The sequence below is a fragment of the Actinacidiphila sp. bgisy167 genome (assembly GCF_057707665.1).
This window is the reverse complement of record NZ_JBYIQP010000007.1, coordinates 21,179-44,676: the sequence shown is the minus strand read 5'-3', so window position 1 is coordinate 44,676 and position 23,498 is coordinate 21,179. Positions and strand designations below refer to the sequence as shown.

Genomic DNA, 23,498 nt, shown 5'->3' with positions numbered 1-23,498 from the left:
TGCTCGTGCTCAACGGGGGCTCCTTTCGGACGCGCCGCAGGAGCGGCGGACAACGAGACGGGCGGACACGGTGACCGACGGCGCCGGTCTGCCCTCCACCCGGTCGATCAGCGAGCGCACCGCGGCTCGGCCGAGCTCGCCCGTGGGCTGGGCGATCGCGGTGATCGGCGGATCGGTGTGGAGGAACCACGGGATGTCGTCAAAGGCGGCGAGCGCGATGTCGTCGGGCACGCGCATGCCGCGGGCGCGGATCTCGTCCATGGCGCCGAGCGCCATCAGGTTGTCCGCGGCGAAGACCACCTCGGGCGGGACCGGCAGGTCCAGGAACCGGGCGGTGGCCCGGCGGCCGCTGTCGGCCTGGAAGTCGCCCTGGCCGATGTACTCGTCCGGGAGCGGCAGTCCGAAGCCGGCCAGCGCCTGGCGGAAGGCCTGTACGCGCTCGCGGCCCGTGGTGGTCGCGGCGGGGCCCGCGATGATCGCCAGCCGGCGGTGGCCCAGGCCGTGGAGGTGCGCGACCAGGTCGCGCACCGCGTCGCAGCCGTCGGTGCGGACCACCGGGACGTCCTGGCCTATGCCGGGGATCCAGCGGTCGACGAAGACCATCGGGGTGCCGGAGCGCACCGCGTCCTGGATCAGCGGGGAACCGCCGTCGGTGGGACTGACCAGCAGTCCGTCGATGCGGCGGTCCAGCAGCGTGCGGATGTGGTGGTCCTGCTGCTCCGGCCGTTCGTCGGCGTTGCCGATGATCACGCTGTAGCCCAGTGCCCTGGCCTCGTCTTCGACGGAGCGGGCGAGCTCGGTGAAGAAGGGGTTCAGCACGTCGCTGATGACCAGGCCGAGGGTATGGGTCTGGTCGGTGCGCAACGACCGCGCCACCGCGTTGGGCCGGTAGCCGAGCTCGGCCACGGCGGCCAGCACCCGGGTGCGGGTGTCCGGCCGGACCGACGGGTGGTCGTTGAGCACGCGGGAGACCGTTGCGACGGAGACACCGGCGCGTGATGCCACGTCCTTGATGCTCGCCACCCGTCCCACCTCCTCGTGGAATCGATTACAAGAGGGATTGGAATCGATTACATGTCTCAAGGCAAGGGTTCGAAACCGGATCGTTACCTTCCGGTGGCCGATCGGCGAGCGTGTCCACAGGCGACGGCGGCCTGTCGTGGCCGAGCGGTACGGTCGGATCACAACGCAGAACAGGGAAGGTGGCCCGCGCCGTGGGGGAGCTGAGACTGGCCGTCGTCGAGGGCGTCCTCGAGCGGATCACCTACGCCAACGAGGAGAACGGGTACACGGTCGCCCGGGTCGACACCGGCCGCGGCGCCGGCGACCTGCTGACCGTGGTCGGCTCGCTGCTGGGTGCCCAGCCGGGGGAGTCGCTGCGCATGGAGGGGCGTTGGGGCTCCCACCCGCAGTACGGCAAGCAGTTCACCGTGGAGAACTACACCACCGTCCTGCCTGCCACGATCCAGGGCATCCGGCGCTACCTGGGCTCCGGGCTGATCAAGGGCATCGGCCCGCGCATTGCCGAGCGCATCGTCGAGCACTTCGGCACCGACACCCTGGAGGTCATCGAGCGGGAGCCGGCCCGGCTGGTGGAGGTCCCGGGGCTCGGCCCCAAGCGCACCAAGTTGATCGGCGCCGCCTGGGAGGAGCAGAAGGCCATCAAGGAGGTCATGGTCTTCCTCCAGGGCGTCGGCGTGTCCACCTCGATCGCGGTGCGCATCTACAAGGAGTACGGCGACGCGTCGATCTCCGTGGTGAAGAACCAGCCCTACCGGTTGGCGGCCGATGTCTGGGGCATCGGCTTCCTCACCGCGGACCGGATCGCGCAGGCCGTCGGCATACCGCACGACAGCCCCGATCGCGTCAAGGCCGGTCTCCAGTACGCCCTGTCCCAGGCGACCGACGGCGGCAACTGCTTCCTTCCCGAGGAGCGGTTGCTCTCGGACGCCGTGAAGCTGCTCCAGGTGGACACCGGCCTGGTCATCGACTGCCTCGCGGAGCTGGCGGCCGAGGAAGGGGTGGTCGTCGAGCCCGTACCGGCCCCCGACGGCGGGGAGGATCCGGTGCGCGCGGTCTATCTGGTGCCCTTCCACCGGGCGGAGATCTCCCTGGCCGGCTCGGTGCTGCGGTTGCTGCGCGGCGCCGAGGACCGGATGCCCGCCTTCCGCGACGTCGACTGGGACAAGGCGCTGACCTGGCTCGCCGAGCGGACGGGCGCGGATCTCGCCCCCGAGCAGCAGCAGGCGGTGCGGCTGGCGCTCACCGAGAAGGTCGCCGTGCTGACCGGGGGCCCCGGCTGTGGCAAGTCCTTCACGGTGAAGTCCGTGGTGGCCCTGGCGCAGGCGAAGAAGGCCAAGGTGGTGCTGGCCGCGCCCACGGGCCGGGCGGCCAAGCGGCTCGCCGAGCTGACCGGGGCCGAGGCCTCCACCGTCCACCGGCTGCTGGAGCTCAAGCCGGGCGGCGACGCCGCGTACGACAGGGATCGGCCCCTCGACGCCGATCTGGTCGTCGTGGACGAGGCCTCGATGCTCGATCTGCTGCTGGCGAACAAACTGGTCAAGGCCGTGCCGCCAGGGGCGCACCTGCTCTTCGTCGGCGACGTGGACCAACTGCCCAGCGTCGGCGCCGGCGAGGTGCTGCGCGATCTGCTGGCCGAAGGCAGCCCCGTCCCGTCGGTCCGGCTGACCCGCATCTTCCGGCAGGCCCAGCAGTCCGGCGTGGTCACCAACGCCCACCGGATCAACTCCGGAGCGCATCCGGTCACCCAGGGGCTGGACGACTTCTTCCTCTTCGTGGAGGAGGACGGCGAGGAGACGGCACGGCTCACGGTGGACGTGGCGGCCCGGCGCATCCCGCGCCGGTTCGGCCTCGACCCACGCCGCGATGTGCAGGTGCTCGCCCCCATGCACCGCGGCCCCGCGGGCGCCGGCGTGCTGAACGGGCTCCTCCAGCAGGCCGTCACCCCGGCCCGCCCCGATCTGCCGGAGCGGCGCTTCGGCGGCCGCACCTTCCGCGTCGGCGACAAGGTGACCCAGATCAGGAACAACTATGAGAAAGGCGCCAACGGCGTCTTCAATGGAACGGTGGGAGTCGTCACCTCCCTGGACACCGTGGAGCAGCGGCTCACCGTACTGACCGACGAGGACGAGGAGATTCCCTACGACTTCGACGAGCTGGACGAGCTGGCCCACGCCTACGCGGTGACGATCCACCGGTCGCAGGGCAGCGAGTATCCCGCCGTCGTGATCCCTGTCACCACCGGAGCGTGGATGATGCTCCAGCGAAACCTGCTCTATACCGCCGTCACCCGGGCGAAACGACTGGTCGTGCTCGTGGGCTCGCGCAGGGCGATCGGCCAGGCGGTCCGCACCGTCTCCGCAGGCCGACGCTTCACGGCCCTCGACCATCGGCTGGCTCGGGCGGCAAGATAGGCACTCGGTGCCACCATTCGGCCCCCCGACCGACCCCGAGTGCACGCGGCCACGCCAAATGGGGGACAGTAGGGGTAGTCAGGGCACCTGCCAACCTCGAAGAAGAGGCACGACGTCGGTGAGGGAATGACGTGAGCGACAACTCTGTAGTACTGCGGTACGGGGACGGCGAGTACAGCTACCCGGTGGTCGAGGGCACCGTTGGGGACAACGGCTTCGACATCGGCAAGCTGCGCGCCGACACCGGCCTGGTCACCCTGGACAGCGGCTATGGGAACACCGCGGCCTACAAGTCCGCGGTCACCTACCTCGACGGCGAACAGGGAATTCTGCGCTACCGCGGTTACCCCATCGAGCAGATCGCCGAGCGCGGCACCTTCCTGGAGACCGCCTACCTTCTCATCAACGGTGAGCTGCCCACCGTCGACGAGCTCGCCGCCTTCCGCGGCGACATCACGCAGCACACGCTCCTCCACGAGGACGTCAAACGGTTCTTCCAGGGCTTCCCGCGGGACGCGCACCCGATGGCGATGCTGTCCTCCGTGGTCAGCGCGCTGTCCACCTTCTACCAGGACAGCCACAACCCGTTCGACGAGAAGCAGCGCTACCTGTCGACGATCCGGCTCATCGCCAAGCTGCCGACGATCGCCGCGTACGCCTACAAGAAGTCGGTCGGCCACCCCTTCGTCTACCCGCGCAACGACCTCGGCTACGTCGAGAACTTCCTGCGGATGACCTTCGCCGTGCCCGCCGAGGAGTACGAGCTCAACCCGGTCGTCGTCGACGCCCTGGACAAGCTCCTCATCCTCCACGCCGACCACGAGCAGAACTGCTCGACCTCCACCGTCCGCCTGGTCGGCTCCTCGCAGGCCAACCTGTTCGCGTCGATCTCCGCGGGCATCAACGCCCTGTGGGGCCCGCTGCACGGCGGCGCCAACCAGAGCGTGCTGGAGATGCTGGAGGCCATCCAGGCCGACGGCGGTGATGTGGACGCCTTCATCCGCAAGGTGAAGAACAAGGAGGACGGCGTCCGCCTGATGGGCTTCGGCCACCGGGTCTACAAGAGCTTCGACCCCCGGGCCAAGATCATCAAGGCCGCCGCCCACGACGTGCTCTCCGCGCTCGGCAAGTCCGACGAGCTGCTGGACATCGCGCTGAAGCTCGAGGAGCACGCCCTCAGCGACGACTACTTCGTCTCGCGCAACCTGTACCCGAACGTCGATTTCTACACCGGCCTGATCTACCGGGCTATGGGCTTCCCGACCACGATGTTCACGGTGCTCTTCGCGCTCGGCCGGCTGCCCGGCTGGATCGCCCAGTGGCACGAGATGATCACCGAGCCGGGTTCCCGGATCGGCCGTCCGCGCCAGGTCTACACGGGAGTCGTCGAGCGGGACTACGTCCCGGTCGAGGCCCGCTGACCCGGCGTCCCGCGCACAGAGAAACGCCCCGCGCCGAATCCCCCCACGGGTTCGGCACGGGGCGCTTCCGTTTCCCGGAGCGGATCCCCCCACGGGTCCGTACCGGGCGTTCTTTGGGTGCGTTCGCCCAGCCGGGCCAAGCCACCCGGGAGGGCCGCTCAAAGCTCTCCGGGCAGTTCGCCCCGACCTGGCGACCGGGCTGTCCCCCAAAGACAACCCGCTCATCATGTCACCGAGTCCGCCGGGAGCCCGGTGTCTTCTCTCGGTTAGACCCCCTCGTAAACCAAAAGGTTACGTTCCAGCCAGTGTGACCTCGGCCTCGGCTACGCATCTCCTACGCCGTCCGCATCATGGCGGACCCCTGTGTCGGTGACGTACCCGCCGTCCCGTAACGTGCTGTCCCTCCTCGAGGAGCGGAGCGTGATGTCGCAGAACGCAAGTGTGGGCCGGCACGTCGTGGTGACCGGCGGAGGAACGGGCATCGGCCGGTCGGTGGCCACCCTCTTCGCCGAAGCCGGCGACCATGTGACCATCGTCGGCCGGCGCCGCGAGGTGCTGCACGCCACCGCCGACGAGCTGAGCGCCCGCCTGGGCCACGACGTGACCCCGGTCGTCTGCGACCTCGCCGATCCGGACGACGTGGAGGCGGCCCTTGCGCGGCTGCCGCGGCGCATCGACGTCCTGGTCAACAACGCGGGCAGTCGCGAACTCGCGATCGGGGCGGGCCCGCACGGGGTGCTGGCCCGCTGGCGCGGCGACTTCGAGCGCAACGTCCTCACCGCCGTCCTGCTGACCGAATCCGTACGCGACCGGCTCCCGGAGGGCGGCCGGGTCATCACCGTCACCTCGGTGGCCGCGCTGCGCGGCGGGGGCTCCTACGGGGCGTCCAAGGCCGCATTGCACGCCTGGAACCACTCCCTGGCGGCTCAGCTCGGCCCGCGCGGCGTGACCTGCAACATCGTCGCCCCGGGCACCGTGGCGGGCACCGAGTTCTTCGGCGCCCGGCTCGACGCGGCCGAGCTGACCCGCAGGGCGGGCCGGACCCTGGTCGGCCGGGTCGGACGGCCCGAGGACGTCGCCTCGGCGGTGGTCTTCCTGGCGTCCCCGGAGGCCGGCTTCATCACCGGCGAGATCCTGCAGTGCAACGGCGGTGAACTGCTCGGCCGCTGAGCTGCCGGGCCCGGCCCCGCAGCCGCAGCGGCCCGTTCGGGGCCGAGCGGCGGCGGGACCGACATCAACCGAACTCCCGGCGCCCGCGATTCCCGGGGCGCCGGGAACTCCACAGACGGACGGTGTCCGCGTACCAGTACGGCTTGCCGCCCTCCACGACGTCGGGGGGCGGCAAGTGCCCGTGCTTGCGGTACGAGCGCACGGTGTCGACCTGCACCCGGATGTGAGCGGCGATCTCGGCGTACGACCAGAGGGTCCGGTCCGTCATCTCCCACGCACCTCCCATGCGCCGGCCTTGGGGGCGGCCGGCCTCGCCGGGACCAACGACAAACGATCAGGGGCGGAAGGGGCTGTCGATCGTCTGTGACGCGAAGCCCGCGTAACGGTGACAAACGTCGAGGACGCATGACCGACCTTGCTGATAATCGGAGGATTCATCGGGGTGTGGCACCCCGGTAGTCGCCGCTGCGCGTACGGACGCCCGTACGCGCAGCGGCATCCGGTCTCCTGAAGGAAGGACGCGTCCGGTCCGCGGGCGCCGCGCGTAAGGTCGGTGGCGTGACGTCGACGAATCCCTTTTTCAGCCCGAGCACCCTTCCGTACGAGCTGCCGCCGTTCGCGGACATCCGCGAGGAGCACTACCTCCCCGCCTTCGAACAGGGGATGGCCGAGCACCTCGCCGAGACCGAGGCCGTAGCCGCGAACCCCGAGCCGCCGACCTTCGAGAACACGATCGTCGCCCTGGAGCGCTCCGGGGACCTGCTGGACCGCGTGTCGAAGGTCTTCTTCAACCGCGCGAGCTCCGACACCGCTCCCGGCATCCAGGAGATCGAGGCCAAGGTCAACCCCGCCCTCGCCGCCCACGCCGACGCCGTCCACCTGAACGCCGACCTCTACGTCCGCATCAAGGCGCTGTATGCGAGCCGCACGGAACTCGGTCTGGACGCCGAGGCGCTGCGGTTGCTGGAGCGCTACCACACCCGTTTCGTCCGCGCGGGCGCCGAGCTCTCCGAGGAGGGCCGCGAGCGGCTGAAGGCGCTCAACGCGCGGATCGCCGAGGCCTCCACGGCCTTCGAGCAGAACCTGTTCGCCGACACCAAGGCCGCCGCCCTGGTGCTCGACAGCCCCGAGGAGCTGTCGGGGCTCTCCGCCGACGCCGTCGCCGCCGCGGCGGCCAACGCCACCGCCCTCGGCCACGACGGCAAGTACGTCCTCAGCCTGAAGAACTTCTCCAACCAGTCGGAACTGGCCTCGCTCGACGACCGCGCCCTGCGCCGGCGCCTGCTGGAGGCCTCGCTCGGCCGGGGCCTGACCTCCAACGGCGAACTCACCGTCCGGCTCGCCGCACTGCGCGCCGAGCGTGCCGCTCTGCTCGGCTACGAGAACCACGCCGCGTACGTCGTCGCCGACCAGACCGCGGGCACCCCGGAAGCCGTGACGTCCTTGCTGACCCGGCTCGTGCCGCCCGCCGTCGCCAACGCCGAGCGCGAGGCCGCGGCCCTGGCCGCCGCCTCCGGGCTGGAGGACTTCTCCGCCTGGGACTGGGCGTACTGGTCGGAGAAGGTCCGCAAGGCGGAGTTCGACATCGACACCGCGGCGATGCGCCCCTACTTCGAGCTCGACCGGGTGCTGCGGGACGGCGTCTTCCACGCCGCCGGGCAGGTCTACGGACTGAGCTTCACCGAGCGCCCCGATCTCATCGGCTACCACCCCGACGTCCGGGTCTTCGAGGTCTTCAACGCGGACGGCTCCCCCCTCGGCCTCTACCTCGGCGACTTCTTCGCGCGCGCCTCCAAGCGCGGCGGCGCCTGGATGAACAGTCTGGTCGACCAGTCCGCGCTCACCGGCCGCAAGCCCGTCGTGGTCAACAACCTCAATGTCGCCAAGCCCGCCGAGGGCGAGCCCGCGCTGCTCACCTACGACGAGGTGAACACCCTTTTCCACGAGTTCGGCCACGCCCTGCACGGCCTGTTCTCCGACGTCCGGCACCCCTTCTTCTCCGGCACGGCCGTTCCGCGCGACTTCGTCGAGTACCCCTCGCAGGTCAACGAGATGTGGGTGACCCGGCCGGAGGTGCTGGCCCACTACGCCCGCCACCACGAGACCGGTGAGCCCATGCCCGCCGAGCTGGTGGCCCGGATGGAGGACGCGGAGCGCTTCGGGCAGGGCTTCCGCACGGTGGAGTACCTCGCGGCCGCCGTCCTCGACTGGGCCTGGCACACCATCCCGGCCGGACACGACCCCGGCGACGCCGAGGAGTTCGAGGCCGCCGCCCTGAAGGAGGCCGGACTCGCGCTGCCCGCGATCCCGCCGCGCTACCGCAGCACCTACTTCGCGCACATCTTCGCCCACGGCTACAGCGCCGGGTACTACTCGTACATCTGGAGCGAGGTGCTCGACGCCGACACCGTGGAGTGGTTCAAGGAGAACGGCGGCATGCGGCGCGAGAACGGCGACGTCTTCCGCCGCGAACTGCTCTCGCGCGGCGGGAGCGTCGACCCGATGGCGGCGTTCGAGGGCTTCCGCGGCCGGGCGCCGCGCATCGAGCCGCTTCTGGCGCGCCGGGGGCTGACCGGCTGAGCTCCGCGGCGCCTGATCCGGCGCCTTCCCCGGAGCGGGGAGCGTCCGTACGGCCTGCGGACGCTCCCCGGTTCGGGGCGTCTCGGCCAGGCCGGCGGCCTCCGCAAGCCCGGTTGCGTAAACGGATCGAACCCTTGGTCCGGACCTATCAGGAATGATCTATACCGGATAGGTCACGGCCGCATTACAGACAGCTCTTGTCCCTGCGCGCATGGTGAAGCTCTGTCACGGTGTCCTCACATCCGAGCCTCAGGGGGTTCACCATGTCTCAGCAGTCACACGTATCGCCACCGAACCAGTACGCACCGCTTCCGGAACAGGGCCGGAGCCGACCGCCGAAGAAGTCGGGCGCGGGGAAGATGATCGTCGGCGGGGCCGTCGCCGTCGCCGTCATCGGCGGAGGCGTCGCGTACGTCCTCCAGGGCGGGGCCGACAAGGGCGGTTCGGGGGGTGATTCCTCGGTCGTCGCCGAGTCCCCGGCGAGAGGCGCGGGCCAGAAGGCGGATCTGGCGGACGCGAAGATCACCTCGTGCGGCCTCACCGACTTCAGCAAGTTGCCCAATGCCGAGCTGACCATCACCAACCACAGTTCGGCGACCTCCGACTACCAGGTGCACATCGAGTTCCTGAGCACCAACGGAGAGCACCTCGCCCAATCCGTCGCCAACGCGTCCGGCCTGGCCGCGGGGGACAAGGCCGAGACGAGTGCTCAGGGGGCCCAGCCGCTTTCCGGGAAGATCACCTGCAAGGTCACCGAGGTGCTCCGCAAGTCGGGTTGACCCCGGTCGCCCCACCCGGTCGTCGGGGCGGGAGCGCGGTGCCGCCGCCCGCCCTCCGCCGCCCTCGGGCACCGGAGCTCCAGTCCGCGTCCCGGACACCGCGGCTGGGCATCGCGGGCTCCCGCCGGTGGGGCGGGTGTACGAACGACGAACGCGGAAGGCCCGCCCCCGGCAACCGGGAGGAAATTTCCGCTCGGTGCCGGGGCGCGTTACGCCTATCGGTCCGGCGGGCCGGCGGCCCCAGGGCCAACCTGCCGCCGCGACCGCTGCCGCCCGGGGCCGGCCGGTGGCCGCCTCAGGCGCCGATACGCGGAGGCGTGGCGGTGCCGTGGACCCGCTTGGCGTGTGCCGCGTACTTGCGTCGCGCCAGGATGGGGACGAGGAGCCGGACCGGCAGTGGAGCCGACGCGAGGACGCCCTTGAGTACCTGCGGATCGGCTTCGTACGCCGCTACTCCGAGGACCAGGGGCAGGAGGTTCTTCGGAATGGCCGCCATGCCGTGCTCGCCGAGCGCGTGCCACTCCTTCGCGGTGACGTGCTTCTCGACCAGCGGCAGGATCTCCCTCTCCTCCAGCGCCATGTGCTCCTCGAGGACGGTCGCCAGCTGCTGGAACACCTCGGCGAGCGCCGCGCCGCCCTGTCCGGTGGAGCGCCAGCCGGGGAGCAGTCCGGTCGCCTCCTTGTACAGTTCGTCGATCGCGTGGTGCTGCTCCTCCATGGTCGGCACGATCGCCGCGGCCTCAGCGCCTCCGCGCTCCGCCAGCTTGGGCCACAGCAGCAGGTCTTCGCCCTCGTGGTGCCCGTGCAGGAGGTCGCAGATCAGTACGGCATGGGAACCCACGACCTCCGCGCGCTGCGTGTCGCCCGGCCGGACGGACCGAATGAGGTCGGGAAGCAGCCGGAACTCCCGGCGCAGTCCCGCGTGGGCCATGTACATGTCGCGCGTGTCAGCCATGGGTTCGTTGAGGAGTGCCATCTTCTTCTTCCCTAGGTGTCGCGGCAGCGCTCCCGCTACGGGATGCGGCCGGTGTGCATAGGCCGGGCACGTCGTCGTGTACGGCAAGGCAGCCCGGTCGGACTGTGCGGCAGCCCTCGAGGGGATCGCCGAGGTGCGCTCTCCGGCGGGTCGGGTGCGTCGACCGGAACGCGGCCCTGGGGGAAACGCGATAGGCCGCAGCCGCCACAAGATCATGCCGAACCGGTGCCGGCGCGGCATCGGCCAGATGACTCGACCGCGCGGCCCGAGTAGCGGTAACGGAACGGTCTCAGCGCGCCCCTGGGGACAGGACCGGCTCCCGTCCCCGGACACGACGGGCCCCCGGGTCCTCACCCCCTCCGCTCAGGAGCGGGCCGGCCCCAGCCGCCCGCTTCCTGCCGGACGGGAGCACCGCGACGCGGTCACGGCTGGTCCAGGCCGGCCAGGGCGTCGCGCAGCGCGGCGCGGGAGGTGATCCCGAGCTTGGGGAACACCTGGTAGAGATGGCCGCTCACCGTGCGGTGGGAGAGATGGAGCCGCTCGGCGATCTGCTTGTTGGTGAGTCCGGAGGCGGCGAGGTGGGCCACCTCGGATTCCTGCGGTGTGAGCACGGCGGGGCCCCGATGGGGCCGGGCCGTCCAGCCGGCTGCCTTGAGGTGGCGCCCGGCCCGGTCGGCCCACGGGCGCGCGCCGAGCTCCCCGAAGATGTCCAGTGCCGTCACCAGCGTCTTCCTGGCGGCTCTGGTCATCCTCGCTTTCCGCAGCCGTTCGCCGTGGGCGAGGGCCACCCGCGCCCGCTCGAAGGGCCAGTCGTCGGTGCCGGGAAGCGACAGCGTCCGCTCGAACAGTGCCGTCGCCTCGTCCGCCTCCGGGGTCGCCAGGGCCGTGGCCGCGCCGACGAGCAGTGCGAGGCGCGGTGAGATGTCCGCGATCCCGGCTTCCTGAACGGCCCGCACATGGGCGGTCGCCGCTTCCGGGCGGTCGGTGCGCACGGCGGCTTCCACCAGGTCCATCACCACCCAGATCGCGTGCGGGGCGTAGCGCGCCAGCGAGCCGGCCGGGCTGATGGCCTCCGCGTGCCGGAACACGCTCTCGAAGTCCTCCTCCGCGAGCGCTGCCAGCACCCGGATGTGCGCGGCGGCGCTCAACATCTGGCCCGCGCCACGGGAGACCGCCCAGGACGTCATCGCGTCGGCCGTCTCCACAGCGGGGCCGAGGTCACCGCGTGCCGCCGCGACCAGAGCCTTCTCGTACCGGAAATACCAGGTGTAGAAGGGGTTGTCGACCTGCTCCCTCAGCCGGAGCCCCTCGTCGGCCAGCTGGACGGTCTCGTCCCAGCGGCCGGTGTTGAACGCGTCCTGGCACAGCACCGGAAGGACGGCGAGCTTCTTGACGGCCAGGCCCGAGTCCGCCTCCTGCTGCCGTACCCGGCGGGAAGCGTCGCGCACGCGGGACAGCCTGTCCACGTAGACACCAGCGGTGCCGATGCGGACGATGCTCGTCGGGTCGCTCTCCTCGGCCAGTCCGGCCAGCAACTCGTCCAGTGCGCGCAGCGCCGCGCCGCCGGCCCGCGCGGGATCACCGAGTGTCACCGCGGACGCCGTGATCACCGCGGGCACGTCCGGCAGCCGTCCCACGATCCTGTGGAAGTCCTGCCACAGCTCCGGCCGGCCGCCGAAGTGGCACAGGAGAATCAGCAGGTACAGGGCCTCGTCGAGGGCGGGATCATAGGAGTCGTGCCGGTGGAGCACCTGCTCGATGGCGGCCACGATCACTTGGTGGGCCATGTCGATGTCCCCTGTGCCGTTGAGCATCAGGTGGACCGCGGTGGCCGCCGCGTACAGGGAGGCGTGGTCGTCGGTGCCGGCCTGCCGGGCGTCCTCGAGGAGATGGGAGGCGTTGACGAGTTCACCGGTCGCGTCGGCGCCGATGAAGGCCCCTTGGGCGAGCCGGCGGGCGCGGTCGGGCGCCGCGGGGCTCAGGTGCCCGGCTCGCGTGAGGGCCTGGATCGCAGCGAACGAGTCACCGCGTGTGACGGCCGTGTGGGCGCTGCGTTCGAGGAGGGCCGCGACCTCCTCGTCGGGTTCCACCGCCGCTTCGCCCAGATGCCATGCCCGGCGCTCGAGCTGGTCCTCCAGGACGTCGGCGATGGCGCGGTGCGCCGCACGGCGCTCCGCGGTGGTGGAGGCGCCGACGATCGCCGAGCGGATCAAGGGGTGGCGGAAACCCAGGCGATGGCCGTTGTCGTCGAACCGGATCAGGTCGTCCTGTTCGGCGGGGCCCAGGTCGGCCAGCGTCGCCTGGACGGAGGAGTGCCGCCCCGCGCGCTGCAGGACGGCCAGGTCGCCGGTCCCGTCCAGCGCGGCGATCAGGAGCAGACGGCGGGAGGCGGGAGCCAGGCCCGAAAGCCGGGAGACGAAGAGCGCTTCCAGGCGCTGCCCCAGGGGCAGGACATCCGGGAGGCGCTCCAGTGCGGAACGCTGGGGTCCGGTCAGGGCGGTGGGCAGCTCCAGCAGGGCGAGCGGGTTGCCGTGGGCGGTGGTGACCACCCTCTCCAGCACGCTCCAGACCAGGTCCGGGTGCCGCAGGCCGACGAGCCGGCGCGCGGACGACGGGTCCAGGGGCAGCACCTGGTGTTCGGGTATGCCCGCGTGGTCGAGGCCTTCGCCTCGCCCGCGGGCCGCGGCCAGCACGGTGATGCCGGTACCGCTGAGGCGGCGGGCCACCAGGCCGAGGACCACGGCGCTGGCCCGGTCGATCCAGGGCAGGTCGTCCACGATCAGCAGCAACGGCTGGTCCGCGGCCGCGTGCTGCAGCAGCGCCAGGGCGGCGTTGGCGACGACGAGAGTCCGCGGCGGTGAACCCGTACCGAAACCCAGGGCCACCCGCAGTGCCTCGCGGTACACGTCGTCGAGCGCGTCGATCTCCTCAAGGAGCGGGAGAAGCACCTGGTGGAGACCGGAGTACGTCATGCCCGACTCGAACTGCGCGCCTGCCGCCCGCAGGACGCGGACCCCGGCCGCGCAAGCGCGCTGGGCGGCCCTTTCCAGCAGGGCGGTCTTGCCCACCCCCGCCTCGCCCGACAGCAGCAGCGCCCCTGGGGCGTCCGCCGGACGGCGGAGGAGGCCGTCGATCAGTTCGAGTTCCTGATGGCGCCCGACCAGGTTCTCCGCCTCGCAGGTGCGCGAACGGTGATCGTGGTCCACAAGCGACTCTCCATTGCGTGGATTCTTCAGGGTGCGTGGCGCCGGCGCACCCGGGTGGTGCGGTTGCCATGAGGCGCGCCCGGGACGGGCAGAAGGCACCGGGCAGGGCGGCAGAACCGGGCAGGGCGGCCGGGAGCCGCACCGCTGCTCGCGCGCCCGCGGGGCGCGCACTGTCCCGGGTGGCTCTGCCGCCTCTCACCGGGTGCCGGAAACGAGAGCGCCGACCCCGATGCTACTGCTCCGCCCCGGGGCCGGGGCGCTGTGCGCGGCTGCCGTGCGGGTTTGCCGTACGGGGGCAGTTGTGCGGCGGGCCTCCGTACCGGAGGAGGCCCGCCGCGGCGCGTTCGTCAGCCCATCGCGGACATGTCCGAGTGGTCCATCGAACCGTGGTCCATCGGGCCGTGCTCCGCCGGCGGGGCGCCGCCACCGGCCGGCTTGCCCGGGTTGTTCATCATCTTGAGCATCATGTTCTGCAGGGTGAGCACCGGTGCCGGCATGACGACGAAGGGTCGCATCATGCCCTCGTCCTCGTGGTCGAGGATGTGGCAGTGGTACATGAACCGGCCGGTCTCACGACCGAACTGGCCGGCGACCGTGACCATGGAGTTCGGCGTCAGGTTGACGGTGTCCTTCCAGCCCGACTCGCTGGTGGCGACGGGCAGGGGGCTCTTGACGGCGATCGGCGCGGTAGTGCCGCCCAGCGCCGTGTCGAAGGTGGTGCCGTCGACCGCGTGGCGCTCGAGCACCTGGAAGTTCATCAGGTGGATGTGCATCGGGTGCTGGATCTGCTGCTGGACCGGGCCCACGCTGATGAACGTCCACTTCTCCCAGCTCCCGGCAGCGGCGAAGAAGTTGGTGGCGTCCTCGAAGTGCTTGCCCACGACGCGGAAGGTGCGGGTGCCGCCGGGCAGGGCGAGCTGCACGACACCCTTGCCGGTGCCCGTGCCCGCGGGAGCCTCCTGCAACTCCATGATCGTCGGCATGCCCATCGGGTCGAACGAGAGCATGACGAAACGCTCGACGGCGTCCCGCGGTACGTCGGACGCGGTCAGGCGCTTGAACCGCGGGTCCAGCTTCTTCGGCGCCGCGTAGGACCGCTTCCGCTCCTTGCCCACGCGGAACTGCATGACCTGCGGGTACGGCACGCCGGCCGGGGGCACGGGGGTGCCCGCGGGGGCGGGGGGCGCACCGGGAGCGCCGGGCGCGACATTGACGAGCTTGAGCCGCCGGCCGCGGAAGGCCGCGAAGTCGATGACGACGTCAACGCGCTCGGCGGGGGTGAGGGTGAGGCTCTCCTCGACGCTCTGCGGCTTGTCCAGCAGGCCCATGTCGGTGCCGATCACCTGGATCGCGCCCTTGACGGCCTTCCCGCTCTCCTCGTCCACCAGGGCGAGGGTGTAGGCCCGGGCGTTGGAGGCGTTCACCACGCGGAAGCGGTAGGCGGTGGCCTCCACGTCCAGGTAGGGCCACACCCGGCCGTTGACCATGGTGTAGGGGCCTTGGAACTGCACCGCGGCCGTCATTACTCCGGGGATGGACGGACCGACCTGGATCCGCTTCGCGAGGAGCTGTCCGTTGATCCGCCCCTTGCTGTCCGTGTCGAAGTTGACGTCGGCGATGGTCAGCGGAATCTCGTACCGGCCGCGCGGCAGGTCGAGGTGGTCCTCGTTCTCGTCGCGGATGATGTAGTTGCCGAGCAGGCCCGCCATCACGTTGAGCGCCGTCACCGGCATTGCGTGGTCGTGGTAGAAGAGGTGCGCCGCGGCCGTGTCGTTGGTGTACTCGGCGAGCTGCGCGCTGCCCCGGGTCACGCCCGAGTCAGGAGCGCCGTCGGATATCGCGTGCTGCCGGCCACCGTGCAGGTGCACCGAGGTCCAGGCGGTCAGCGCGGCCACCTCGGGCCGCTCCTTCGCGCCCTGGGAACCGGGGGTGTTCAGCGCCAGGAAGCCCGGCGGCGGGCCCTGGGGTTCCACGAAGACGGCCTTGACGGGGGTGGTGCCGGTCAGTTCGTTCCGCCAGGCGAGCCGGAACTTCTGTCCGCGACGGGCCTCGATGGTCGGGCCGGGGAAGTGGCCCTCATAGGTCCACATCCGGGTCGCGGGGAGCTGCGAGTGCAGGCGTATCGGCTTCTCGACGAGGCGGACCTCGGTGGTGCCCCGGCTCGAGGGCTTCAGGGTGGGTGGAATCGGCAGTTCGTCCTTGAACGGGGTCAGTTCGGTCACCTGCGGCTGCGAGGGGCCCTTGAGGTCGTGCCCCTTCCCGCCCGTCAGCCGCGCGGACCCGTCCACCGCGGCCTGGGCCTCGGTGCCCCCGCCGCCCAGCAGGTTCACCCCGCCGTAGGCGGCCACGCCGGCGACGGCGCCTCCCGCGATTCCGAAGAAGGTCCGCCTCTTATGCGCTGCCACTTGCTGTGCACTCCTTGAAGTTCAAATCCGCGACGGCTCGTGCGCCCACCCGTGAGCGCGTCACCCCCCTGTCCGGATGGACCAGTGGGGAGTACGCCGCCATGCAGGGCACCCGTGGAGCGGGATCGCCCCGTCGCTGGCTGCCACCGAAAGCCGCGCTCGGGCAGGGCCCGCGCGGCACCGCCCCGCCGTACGTCGTTCGCGCGGAGGGCGGCGTGGGATCGGTGATGGACGCGCGCTCCGCAGGGAACCGCGTGCCTCGGCCGGACGCCACATGCGCCCGGCGCATGGGTGCGCACCGGGCCCCGGACGCTCGCTACCACGATCGCCATGACGGATCGCACGGCTTTTCGGAGGGCGCGCCGAACACTCGCGCCCTCCGAATCGCTGTAACCCCCGTTACGTGTGGATGCTTCGGCGCGACCGCTTCAAGGCGCGCCTGAAGCACGCGCCCCTAGATCGGCACGCCGAAATCCACAGTGATGAGCCTAGGCAGCGCCGCGTGGCCGGGCATGCGTCATTTGACGTGTGTGGTTCGCGCAGCGTGGCGTCGAATCTCGTGGCCACCGCCGGGAGCCGCCTTGCCGTCCGGCGTGGGGGCGTCTCGCACGGGAGCGCACGTCTCCCGGCCTCGTGGCAGCGGTGTTGAGCGTGTGGTCTGCGCGTACCCACGGCACCAAGCGCCGGTGGAGGCGTTGGGAGGCCGAGTTCACGCGCCCCTGCTGTGGCGAGGGCTGGGGCCCGGGGCAAGCTCCAAGAGGCTTCGCTCCTGCTTCCGTCGCGGGCCGCCGCAGAACTCCGCGTACAGGTCCAACGCCTCGACCTGGTCCCTCTCGGGCGGAGGCGTCACGAGTTGCTGGCCGACTCGGATTCGGCGTGGGGGCAGCGCAGGTGCTGACCGCGCCATAAACCAGGGTGACCAACACCCGGTCGGTGAAACGAGGTCGTGCTTCGGCCCGGGCCCAGGCCGCTGCCCGCGGCTGCCGCCGCGTTGTCGCGGACTCACAGCGCGCGGCCCACGGCCCGGCCGGCTTCTCGGTCAAACCTCCGAGCTGGGCACGGGAGATGCCGGTGAAGGCAGGAGGGACAAGGCCCGCAGGGGCCCATTCCTTCGTCACGCACCGTAGGAACCCGCGCGGCTCTCCCCGCGTTACGGGCCGCCTGGACTCTGTCCTGCCTGCTGGTCGTGGTCCGAGAGCGTTGCCGCGGCGAGCCGCTACTCACCGTAGGCGTTCCGCCCCACATCGTGCGCGCATCGTCGGGCGCAGGACGCTCGACGTGACGGACCGGCTCGGGACGCCGCCGGCCGTCGAATGCCGCAGCCGCGCGCAGCCGCAGGCGTCGCCGTCGGAGACGCCAAACGCCCTGGAGGGGAGTCTCCCTCTGGGGCGTTCGTGCCGGCAGGCATGGGTGCCCCCGGCAGGACTCGAACCTGCGACCAAGCGCTTAGAAGGCGCCTGCTCTATCCACTGAGCTACGGGGGCCGGGCGTTGGCCGCGACCGAACCCGTCCCTTGTGTCGACGGTCCCGTGACCTTGCCGGGGACAAGGATAAGGCGCGGCTGATGTGCGGCCGGTTGCTTCGCCTTCATGACACGTTGTGTAGGTTCGGTGAAGCGGTCTGATAATCGCAGGCAGGTGCGAATGGCGCATCTGTTTCGCGGCCTCAGTCGACGGCTGTTGTGCACTCGTTATGCCGCTGTCTCTTCCGACCCTTCTGTCGCGTTCCGGGCCTTCTTGCGGGCGATAGGCGTGAAGTAGGCGGAATACACTTCAAAAACCCATCAAAATGGGGCATTCTGCCAATGTGGCGATCTTGGATGTACGGCCCGAACTCCTCGACGCGCTGTCGGCCCTGCGCGACCGCGTCGCGGACGCGCGTTTCCCTCTCCCCCTCCCCGGAGCCGAGCGGGCCCGCCGCACACGACAGGAACTGCTGGCGCAGCTCGACGACTATCTGGTGCCCCGGCTGAAAGCCCCCGAAGCGCCGCTGCTGGCCGTGGTGGGCGGTTCGACCGGGGCGGGGAAGTCGACGCTCGTGAACTCGCTGATCGGCCGGCGGGTGAGCGACGCGGGCGTGCTGCGCCCCACGACGCGCACACCGGTGCTGGTGTGCCACCCCCAGGACCGCGCCTGGTTCGCCGACCCCAGGGTGCTGCCCGGCCTCGCCCGCGCCTGGGCGCCGCGCCCCCGGGCCGCCGCCGACGGGAGGGAGCACGCGGACAGGAGCGACGAGGACCGCGAGGCGGAGGAGATCAGGCTGTGGCTGCGCCTGGAGACGGACGACGCGCTGCCGCGCGGGCTCGCCCTCCTGGACGCGCCCGACATCGACTCCCTGGTCTCCCGCAATCGCGAGCTCGCCGCGGAACTGCTCTGCGCGGCCGACATCTGGATTCTGGTGACCACCGCGGCGCGCTATGCCGACGCCGTGCCGTGGCATCTGCTCCGCACGGCCAAGGAGTACGACGTCACTCTGGCCACCGTCCTGGACCGGGTGCCGCACCAGATCGCCGACGAGGTCTCCCAGCACTATGCCGCGCTGCTGACCCGGGCCGGGCTCGGGGACGTGCCCCGGTTCACCGTCCCGGAGCTGCCCGAGTCGGCCGGGGCCGGCGGGCTGCTGCCGCACACCGCCGTGGCGGCGCTCGGCAGCTGGCTCGCGCACTGTGCCGAGGACCCGGCCGCCCGGCACCAGGCGGCGCGGCGCACCGTGTCCGGCGTCCTGCGATCGCTCGGCAACAGGCTCCCGGAACTGGCCGGCGCCTCAGCCGCCCAGCATGCCGCGGCGGTGCGCCTGACCCGTCAGGTGGACGACGCCTACGACGAGGCCGAGTCGCGCGCGCAGGAGGCGGTCCACGCGGGAGCGCTGCTGGCCGGGGAGGCTCTGGCCAGCTGGCGCGGTTACCCCGATTGCGGTCCCGCGGCGCTGCTGGCAGCCCTGGCCGAGAGTCTGGCCGCGCTGCTGAGGACGCAGGTCGCCGCAGCCGACGAACGGACCCTCGACGCGTGGCGCGGTGACCCCGCGGGCGCCGAACTGGTGGAGGACGCGGACCCGGAGGCGGCGTCCGACGACGTCGCCGAGCGGATCGAGGAGGCCGTCGACACCTGGGGATTCACGGTGCGCCGCCTCGCGGACCAGGCGGTGCGCGCGAGCACGGAGGGCGTCGACCCGCAGCACGCGGCGGCGCTGATCGCGGTCGCTGTGCTCGGCGGCCGCAAGGGCACGGTCGCGGGGGAGCGGCTCGCCTCGCTCGTCGGCGCGCACGCGGCGCTGCGTGCGGGCGACCGGGCGCGCGAGGAGCTGGACCGTCTGGTCGCGGACGTGCTCGACGCCGAGCGGGAACTGCGGGTGCTGCCGGTGGACGCACTCGACGTGACGGCGGCCCAGCAGGCGTCGCTGATCGCGGAGCTTTCGGTCGTGCAGAAGTCGTACCAACTCCAGGAGAGGTGATCAGGTGCTCACAGAGCGGGTGGACGCGCTGTCGGAACTGCTCGGGCTGTCGCGCACCCGCGTGAGCCACGAGGCGCTGGACGGGGCCGGGGAGCTGCTGGAACGGGTCGGCGACCGGCGCCGGCTCTCCACCGACCACACGGTGGTGGCGTTGGCCGGGGCGACGGGCAGCGGAAAGTCGTCGCTGTTCAACGCGCTGACGGAACTGGACCTCTCGCGGATCGGGGTGCGCCGACCGACCACCTCGGCGCCGGTCGCCTGCGCATGGGACCCACGTGGGGCCTCGGGGTTGCTGGACCGGCTCGGCATCGGGCCCACGGCGCGGTTCGCCCGCCACAGCCTGCTGGACGAGGGTGCGGAGCGGACGGACGACGGCCCCGCCGGCCTGGTCCTGCTCGACCTGCCGGACCACGACTCGGCGGCGACGGCCCACCGCGAGCAGGTGGACCGGGTGCTGAAACTCGTCGACGTCATCGTGTGGGTGCTCGACCCGGAGAAGTACGCGGACGCCGCCCTCCACGAGCGCTATCTGCGGCCGCTGGCCGGGCACGCCGACGTGACGATCGTCGTCCTCAACCAGATCGACCGGCTCCCGGAGGAGGCCGTCGAGCAGGTCCTCGACGACCTGCGGCGGCTGCTCGACGACGACGGGCTCGCCGTCGGGGAGCACGGAGAGGACGGCGCGATGGTGATGGCCGTCTCGGCACTGAGCGGCGAGGGCGTCCCGGAGCTGAGGGCGGCCATCGGCCAGGTCGTGGCCGAGCGTGCCGCCGCGAGCCGGCGGCTGTCGGCGGACGTCGACGGGCTCGCGGAGCGGCTGCGCCCGCTGTACGTCGCCGAAGGAGTGACGGGGCTGACCGACCGGGCTCGTGAGGACTTCACGGCGAGCCTCGCGTACGCGGTGGGCGCCGCGGCGGCGGGCCGGGCGGCGGAGCGGGCATGGGCCAGGGCCGCCGAGGAGGCGTGCGGCACCCCGTGGCGGCATCTGCGGCGGGTCCGCGGGGCCGGGCCGGACGACGCCGCCCTCCACGGCCGCCGTCCGGAACTGTCGGCGTCGCGCGCGTCGGTCGACGAGGCCGTGCGCGCGGTCGCCGCGGAGGTCGTGGTCGGGTTGCCCGCTCCCTGGGCGCAGGCGGTACGGGAGGCGGCGCGCCGCGGCGGCCGCACGCTCCCGGAGGCACTGGACGCGGCGATGGAGCGGGTGGCGCCGGACGAGCCGCTGCGTCCTCGGTGGTGGTCGGTGGTCGGCACGGCGCAGTGGCTGCTGGCGCTGCTCGCGACGGCCGCGCTGGTCTCGGGGAGCGCGACGGCCGCGGGCGCGCTGCGGCTGCCGTGGTGGCTGCCGCCCGTACTGCTGGCGGTGGGAGCTGTGGGCGGCCCGCTGCTCACCCGGGTGAGCAGGTTCGCCGCCCGCGGCCCGGCCCGCCGGTACGGTCAGGCCGCAGAGCGGCGGATGGCCGATGCGGCGGCCGACTGCGGGCGTGCGCGGGTGTTGGAACCGCTGGCGGCCGAACTGCTGCGTTACCGGGAAGTGCGGGAGCAGTACGGGGTGCTCGCCGGAAACCACTTCAGGGTGACGGAGTTGTCCACAACCAGCCAGTAATCCACAGGTCGAATCCGAAGTCCCCGCCGCGGGCGCGGCGGTCCCATCATGGAGCCATCGCGGGGCCGGCGGCAGGGGGCCGCCCGGCCGGCGACGGCAACGGGGAGCGTCGGCAATGAACGAGACACTGGTCACCGTCGTGGGGAATGTCGCCACCAGGCCGGAATTCCGGACGACGCCCACAGGGGTCCCAGTCGCCAGGTTCCGCCTGGCCGCGACCGCGCGCCGCTGGGACCGGGAACGCGGGGGCTGGTCGGACGGGCACACCAGCTTCTACACGGTGTGGGCCTGGCGGCAGCTGGGGGAGAACGTGGCGGCCTCGGTCGGGGTCGGTGAACCACTGCTCGTCCAGGGACGCCTGAGAGTGCGTGAGGAGGAGCGGGACGGGCAGCGGTATCTCTCGGCCGACGTCGACGCGATCACCTGCGGCCATGACCTGGCGCGGGGCACCTCGGCGTTCCGGCGGGTGTCCGCGAGCCGGCCGGAACTCACGGCCGCGCAGGCCGCCGCGGGCGCAGGAGGGCCGCTCCCCGGCGATCCACTGGCCGCGCTGTCAGGATAAAAACGGACAGCTGATTATTCGGCCCGCGGAAAACGTCGGTGATTTATCGACAATTTCCCGTTCATGCCTACGTGCGGGTAACGATTCCGATTCGAATCTCCGGGCGACGTGTGAATCCCGGCGGCCGCGCCGCGGCGGGTTTCTAGGATTCACCGATACCCCCGGCTTTCTGCGGGGATCCACAGCTGTCGGTGAGGCTGCCCCCACGATCGGCCTCGCCCGGAGGGGAAATCATGTTCACTGCACGGAGGCGGGGAGCTGCCCGTCTTGCCGTCGCGATGGTGGCCTCCGGCCTCCTCGCCGCGGGTTCCATAGCCGTTGCCGGGTCCGCCATCGCGGACGACGCGACCCCCACCGCGCCCGGTGCGACGGCGAAGCTCGACGGTCTGAAGATCTTCGGCCAGGCCGAGATCCACGAGAACGGCAAGACGGAGAAGGTCGGCGCCGGCCTCTTCGAGATGTCCGTCGACGGCGGCGGCACGATCCGTACGTACTGCATCGACCTGCACAACCCGACCCAGAACAACGCCGCCTACAAGGAGGTCTCCTGGGACGAGTCGAGCCTCCATGACAACCGCGACGCCGGCAAGATCAACTGGATTCTGCAGAACTCCTACCCGCAGGTGAACGACCTCGCGGCGCTGCGGAAGAGGGCGGCTCTGTCCGGTCCGCTCACCGACAAGCTCGCCGCCGCCGGCACCCAGGTGGCCATCTGGCGCTTCTCCGACAAGGCCGACGTGACCGCCGTCGACCCCGTCGCCGAGGAGCTGGCGGACTGGCTGGAGGAGAACGCCCTGGACCGGAAGGAGCCCGCCGCATCGCTGGTCCTCGACCCGCCGGCGGTCTCCGGCAAGGCCGGTGACGTGCTCGGCCCGATCAAGGTGCACACCAACGCCTCCACCGTTCAGGTGAGCCCCGCGCCCGGCAACCCCTCCGGCGTCAAGGTCACCGACAAGAACGGCGTCGTGGTCACCTCCGCCGAGGACGGCGACGAGCTCTACTTCGACGTCGCGGCCGGTACGCCCGACGGCATGACCTCGCTGAGCGCCGTCGCCAACACCAAGCTCCCGGTCGGTCGCGCCTTCACAGGCGCCAACAGCACCACGCAGGTCCAGATCCTCGCCGGCTCCAGCGACAGCTCCGTTTCCGCGACCGCGACCGCCACCTGGGCCGCCAAGGGCCCGATCCCGGCAGTCTCCGCCCAGGTCAACTGCGCCAAGGGCGGACTGGACGTGACGGCCGCCAACGAGGGTGACCAGCCGTTCACCTTCGAGCTGAACGGCGCGCCGCACACGGTCGAGGCCGGCAAGTCCGAGACCGTGACGGTGCCCGTGGCCGAGGACCAGCACTACAAGGTCACCATCACCGGCCCCGAGGGCTTCGAGAAGACCTTCGAAGGCGTCCTCGACTGCCAGACCGCCGGCAACGGCGGTGACACCCCGTCCTCCTCGCCGAGCCCCGCCACGGCCGGCGGCTCCTCCGAGGGCGCCGGAGACACCGGGTCCACCACCGGATCCGACGCCGCCGGATCCGCCGCCACCGGCTCCACCACCGGGGGCGACCTCGCCGAGACCGGTTCGAGCAGCGCCACCCCGGTGATCGCCGGCATCGCGATCGCCCTGGTCGTCATAGGCGGCGGCGCGGTCTTCCTGCTCCGCAAGAAGAAGGCGGCTCCCTCCGCTGAGTGAACCGACCCCCGAGGCCGCTCATGAGTGAAGGGGGCGGAGGCCGATGGTTCTCCGCCCCCTTCGCCGCCTCGGGCGGCACCTGCCATCCGCCCGTGGCGACCGAGCTCGGCACGCGGCCGGCGCGGCGCCTGCCGGGCAGCGGCCATAAAAGCGACAAGCCCTGCCCCCACGCCCCGCACGCCCTGCGCCCGTGCCGTCGTCATCCCCGAACCTCTCGTCGCCGG

The 23,498-nt window shown here is 71.5% G+C and carries 14 protein-coding genes and 1 tRNA gene; 9 read left to right on the top strand and 6 right to left on the bottom strand.

The features are described 5' to 3' along the window. Nucleotides 1-9 precede the first annotated feature (9 nt). Nucleotides 10-1,023, bottom strand: a complete 1,014-nt coding sequence (locus AC3ET4_RS04440; RefSeq protein ID WP_431946098.1) for a LacI family DNA-binding transcriptional regulator — start codon at nt 1,021-1,023, stop codon at nt 10-12. A 191-nt stretch (nt 1,024-1,214) separates the two neighbouring features. Between AC3ET4_RS04440 and recD2 the strand changes: the two genes are divergently transcribed. The 3 genes from recD2 to AC3ET4_RS04425 all read left to right on the top strand — a co-directional run bounded on the left by recD2 (nt 1,215) and on the right by AC3ET4_RS04425 (nt 6,025). Further along, complete coding sequence (recD2, locus tag AC3ET4_RS04435; RefSeq protein ID WP_431946096.1) at nt 1,215-3,434, top strand: SF1B family DNA helicase RecD2; 2,220 nt, start codon at nt 1,215-1,217, stop codon at nt 3,432-3,434. Between the two features lie 131 nt (nt 3,435-3,565). Next, the gene (locus AC3ET4_RS04430) at nt 3,566-4,855 is read left to right on the top strand and encodes a citrate synthase (RefSeq protein ID WP_431946094.1); all 1,290 of its coding nucleotides are present in this window, start codon (nt 3,566-3,568) and stop codon (nt 4,853-4,855) included. A gap of 423 nt (nt 4,856-5,278) precedes the next feature. Further along, entirely contained in the window at nt 5,279-6,025 is a 747-nt protein-coding gene (locus tag AC3ET4_RS04425; RefSeq protein ID WP_431946092.1) for an SDR family NAD(P)-dependent oxidoreductase, read from the top strand. 64 nt (nt 6,026-6,089) lie between these two features. On the opposite strand, the gene AC3ET4_RS04420 is transcribed toward AC3ET4_RS04425, so the two are convergent. Next, the gene (locus AC3ET4_RS04420) at nt 6,090-6,293 is read right to left on the bottom strand and encodes a MarR family transcriptional regulator (protein ID WP_431946090.1); all 204 of its coding nucleotides are present in this window, start codon (nt 6,291-6,293) and stop codon (nt 6,090-6,092) included. 290 nt (nt 6,294-6,583) lie between these two features. Here AC3ET4_RS04420 and AC3ET4_RS04415 point away from each other — a divergent pair, with 290 nt between their 5' ends. Together AC3ET4_RS04415 and AC3ET4_RS04410 are read left to right on the top strand one after the other, a co-directional pair. After that, nucleotides 6,584-8,605: a M3 family metallopeptidase gene (locus AC3ET4_RS04415; protein ID WP_431946088.1), complete on the top strand. Its 2,022-nt coding sequence runs from the start codon at nt 6,584-6,586 to the stop codon at nt 8,603-8,605. A 263-nt stretch (nt 8,606-8,868) separates the two neighbouring features. Further along, nucleotides 8,869-9,384, top strand: a complete 516-nt coding sequence (locus AC3ET4_RS04410) for a hypothetical protein (protein WP_431946086.1) — start codon at nt 8,869-8,871, stop codon at nt 9,382-9,384. Nucleotides 9,385-9,679: 295 nt separating this feature from the next. Here the strand turns inward: AC3ET4_RS04410 and AC3ET4_RS04405 are convergent, their stop codons facing one another. The 4 genes from AC3ET4_RS04405 to AC3ET4_RS04390 all read right to left on the bottom strand — a co-directional run bounded on the left by AC3ET4_RS04405 (nt 9,680) and on the right by AC3ET4_RS04390 (nt 17,455). Next, nucleotides 9,680-10,360 carry a hemerythrin domain-containing protein gene (locus AC3ET4_RS04405; protein WP_431946084.1) on the bottom strand — a complete coding sequence of 227 codons (681 nt, stop codon included), beginning with the start codon at nt 10,358-10,360 and terminating at the stop codon, nt 9,680-9,682. Nucleotides 10,361-10,782: 422 nt separating this feature from the next. Next, on the bottom strand, nt 10,783-13,566 hold the full coding sequence (locus tag AC3ET4_RS04400) for an ATP-binding protein (RefSeq protein ID WP_431946082.1): 2,784 nt from the start codon (nt 13,564-13,566) through the stop codon (nt 10,783-10,785). Between the two features lie 347 nt (nt 13,567-13,913). After that, nucleotides 13,914-15,971, bottom strand: coding sequence for a multicopper oxidase family protein (locus AC3ET4_RS04395; protein ID WP_431946080.1), 2,058 nt, complete (start codon nt 15,969-15,971; stop codon nt 13,914-13,916). A gap of 1,411 nt (nt 15,972-17,382) precedes the next feature. Next, nucleotides 17,383-17,455 (bottom strand) — tRNA-Arg (locus tag AC3ET4_RS04390). A gap of 322 nt (nt 17,456-17,777) precedes the next feature. Here AC3ET4_RS04390 and AC3ET4_RS04385 point away from each other — a divergent pair. The 4 genes from AC3ET4_RS04385 to AC3ET4_RS04370 all read left to right on the top strand — a co-directional run bounded on the left by AC3ET4_RS04385 (nt 17,778) and on the right by AC3ET4_RS04370 (nt 23,274). Next, complete coding sequence (locus AC3ET4_RS04385; RefSeq protein WP_431946078.1) at nt 17,778-19,421, top strand: dynamin family protein; 1,644 nt, start codon at nt 17,778-17,780, stop codon at nt 19,419-19,421. 4 nt (nt 19,422-19,425) lie between these two features. Next, nucleotides 19,426-21,024: a GTPase gene (locus AC3ET4_RS04380; RefSeq protein ID WP_431946076.1), complete on the top strand. Its 1,599-nt coding sequence runs from the start codon at nt 19,426-19,428 to the stop codon at nt 21,022-21,024. A 115-nt stretch (nt 21,025-21,139) separates the two neighbouring features. Beyond that, the gene (gene ssb / locus AC3ET4_RS04375) at nt 21,140-21,586 is read left to right on the top strand and encodes a single-stranded DNA-binding protein (RefSeq protein WP_431946074.1); all 447 of its coding nucleotides are present in this window, start codon (nt 21,140-21,142) and stop codon (nt 21,584-21,586) included. A 233-nt stretch (nt 21,587-21,819) separates the two neighbouring features. Then, nucleotides 21,820-23,274, top strand: a complete 1,455-nt coding sequence (locus AC3ET4_RS04370) for an LAETG motif-containing sortase-dependent surface protein (RefSeq protein ID WP_431946072.1) — start codon at nt 21,820-21,822, stop codon at nt 23,272-23,274. Nucleotides 23,275-23,498: the final 224 nt, after the last annotated feature.

Coding starts and splice junctions, on each gene's coding strand:
- AC3ET4_RS04370 (WP_431946072.1), top strand. CDS start 21,820: ATGTTCACTGCACGGAGGCGGGGAGCTGCCCGTCTTGCCGTCGCGATG.
- AC3ET4_RS04425 (WP_431946092.1), top strand. CDS start 5,279: ATGTCGCAGAACGCAAGTGTGGGCCGGCACGTCGTGGTGACCGGCGGA.
- AC3ET4_RS04420 (WP_431946090.1), bottom strand. CDS start 6,293: ATGACGGACCGGACCCTCTGGTCGTACGCCGAGATCGCCGCTCACATC.
- AC3ET4_RS04410 (WP_431946086.1), top strand. CDS start 8,869: ATGTCTCAGCAGTCACACGTATCGCCACCGAACCAGTACGCACCGCTT.
- ssb (WP_431946074.1), top strand. CDS start 21,140: ATGAACGAGACACTGGTCACCGTCGTGGGGAATGTCGCCACCAGGCCG.
- AC3ET4_RS04405 (WP_431946084.1), bottom strand. CDS start 10,360: ATGGCACTCCTCAACGAACCCATGGCTGACACGCGCGACATGTACATG.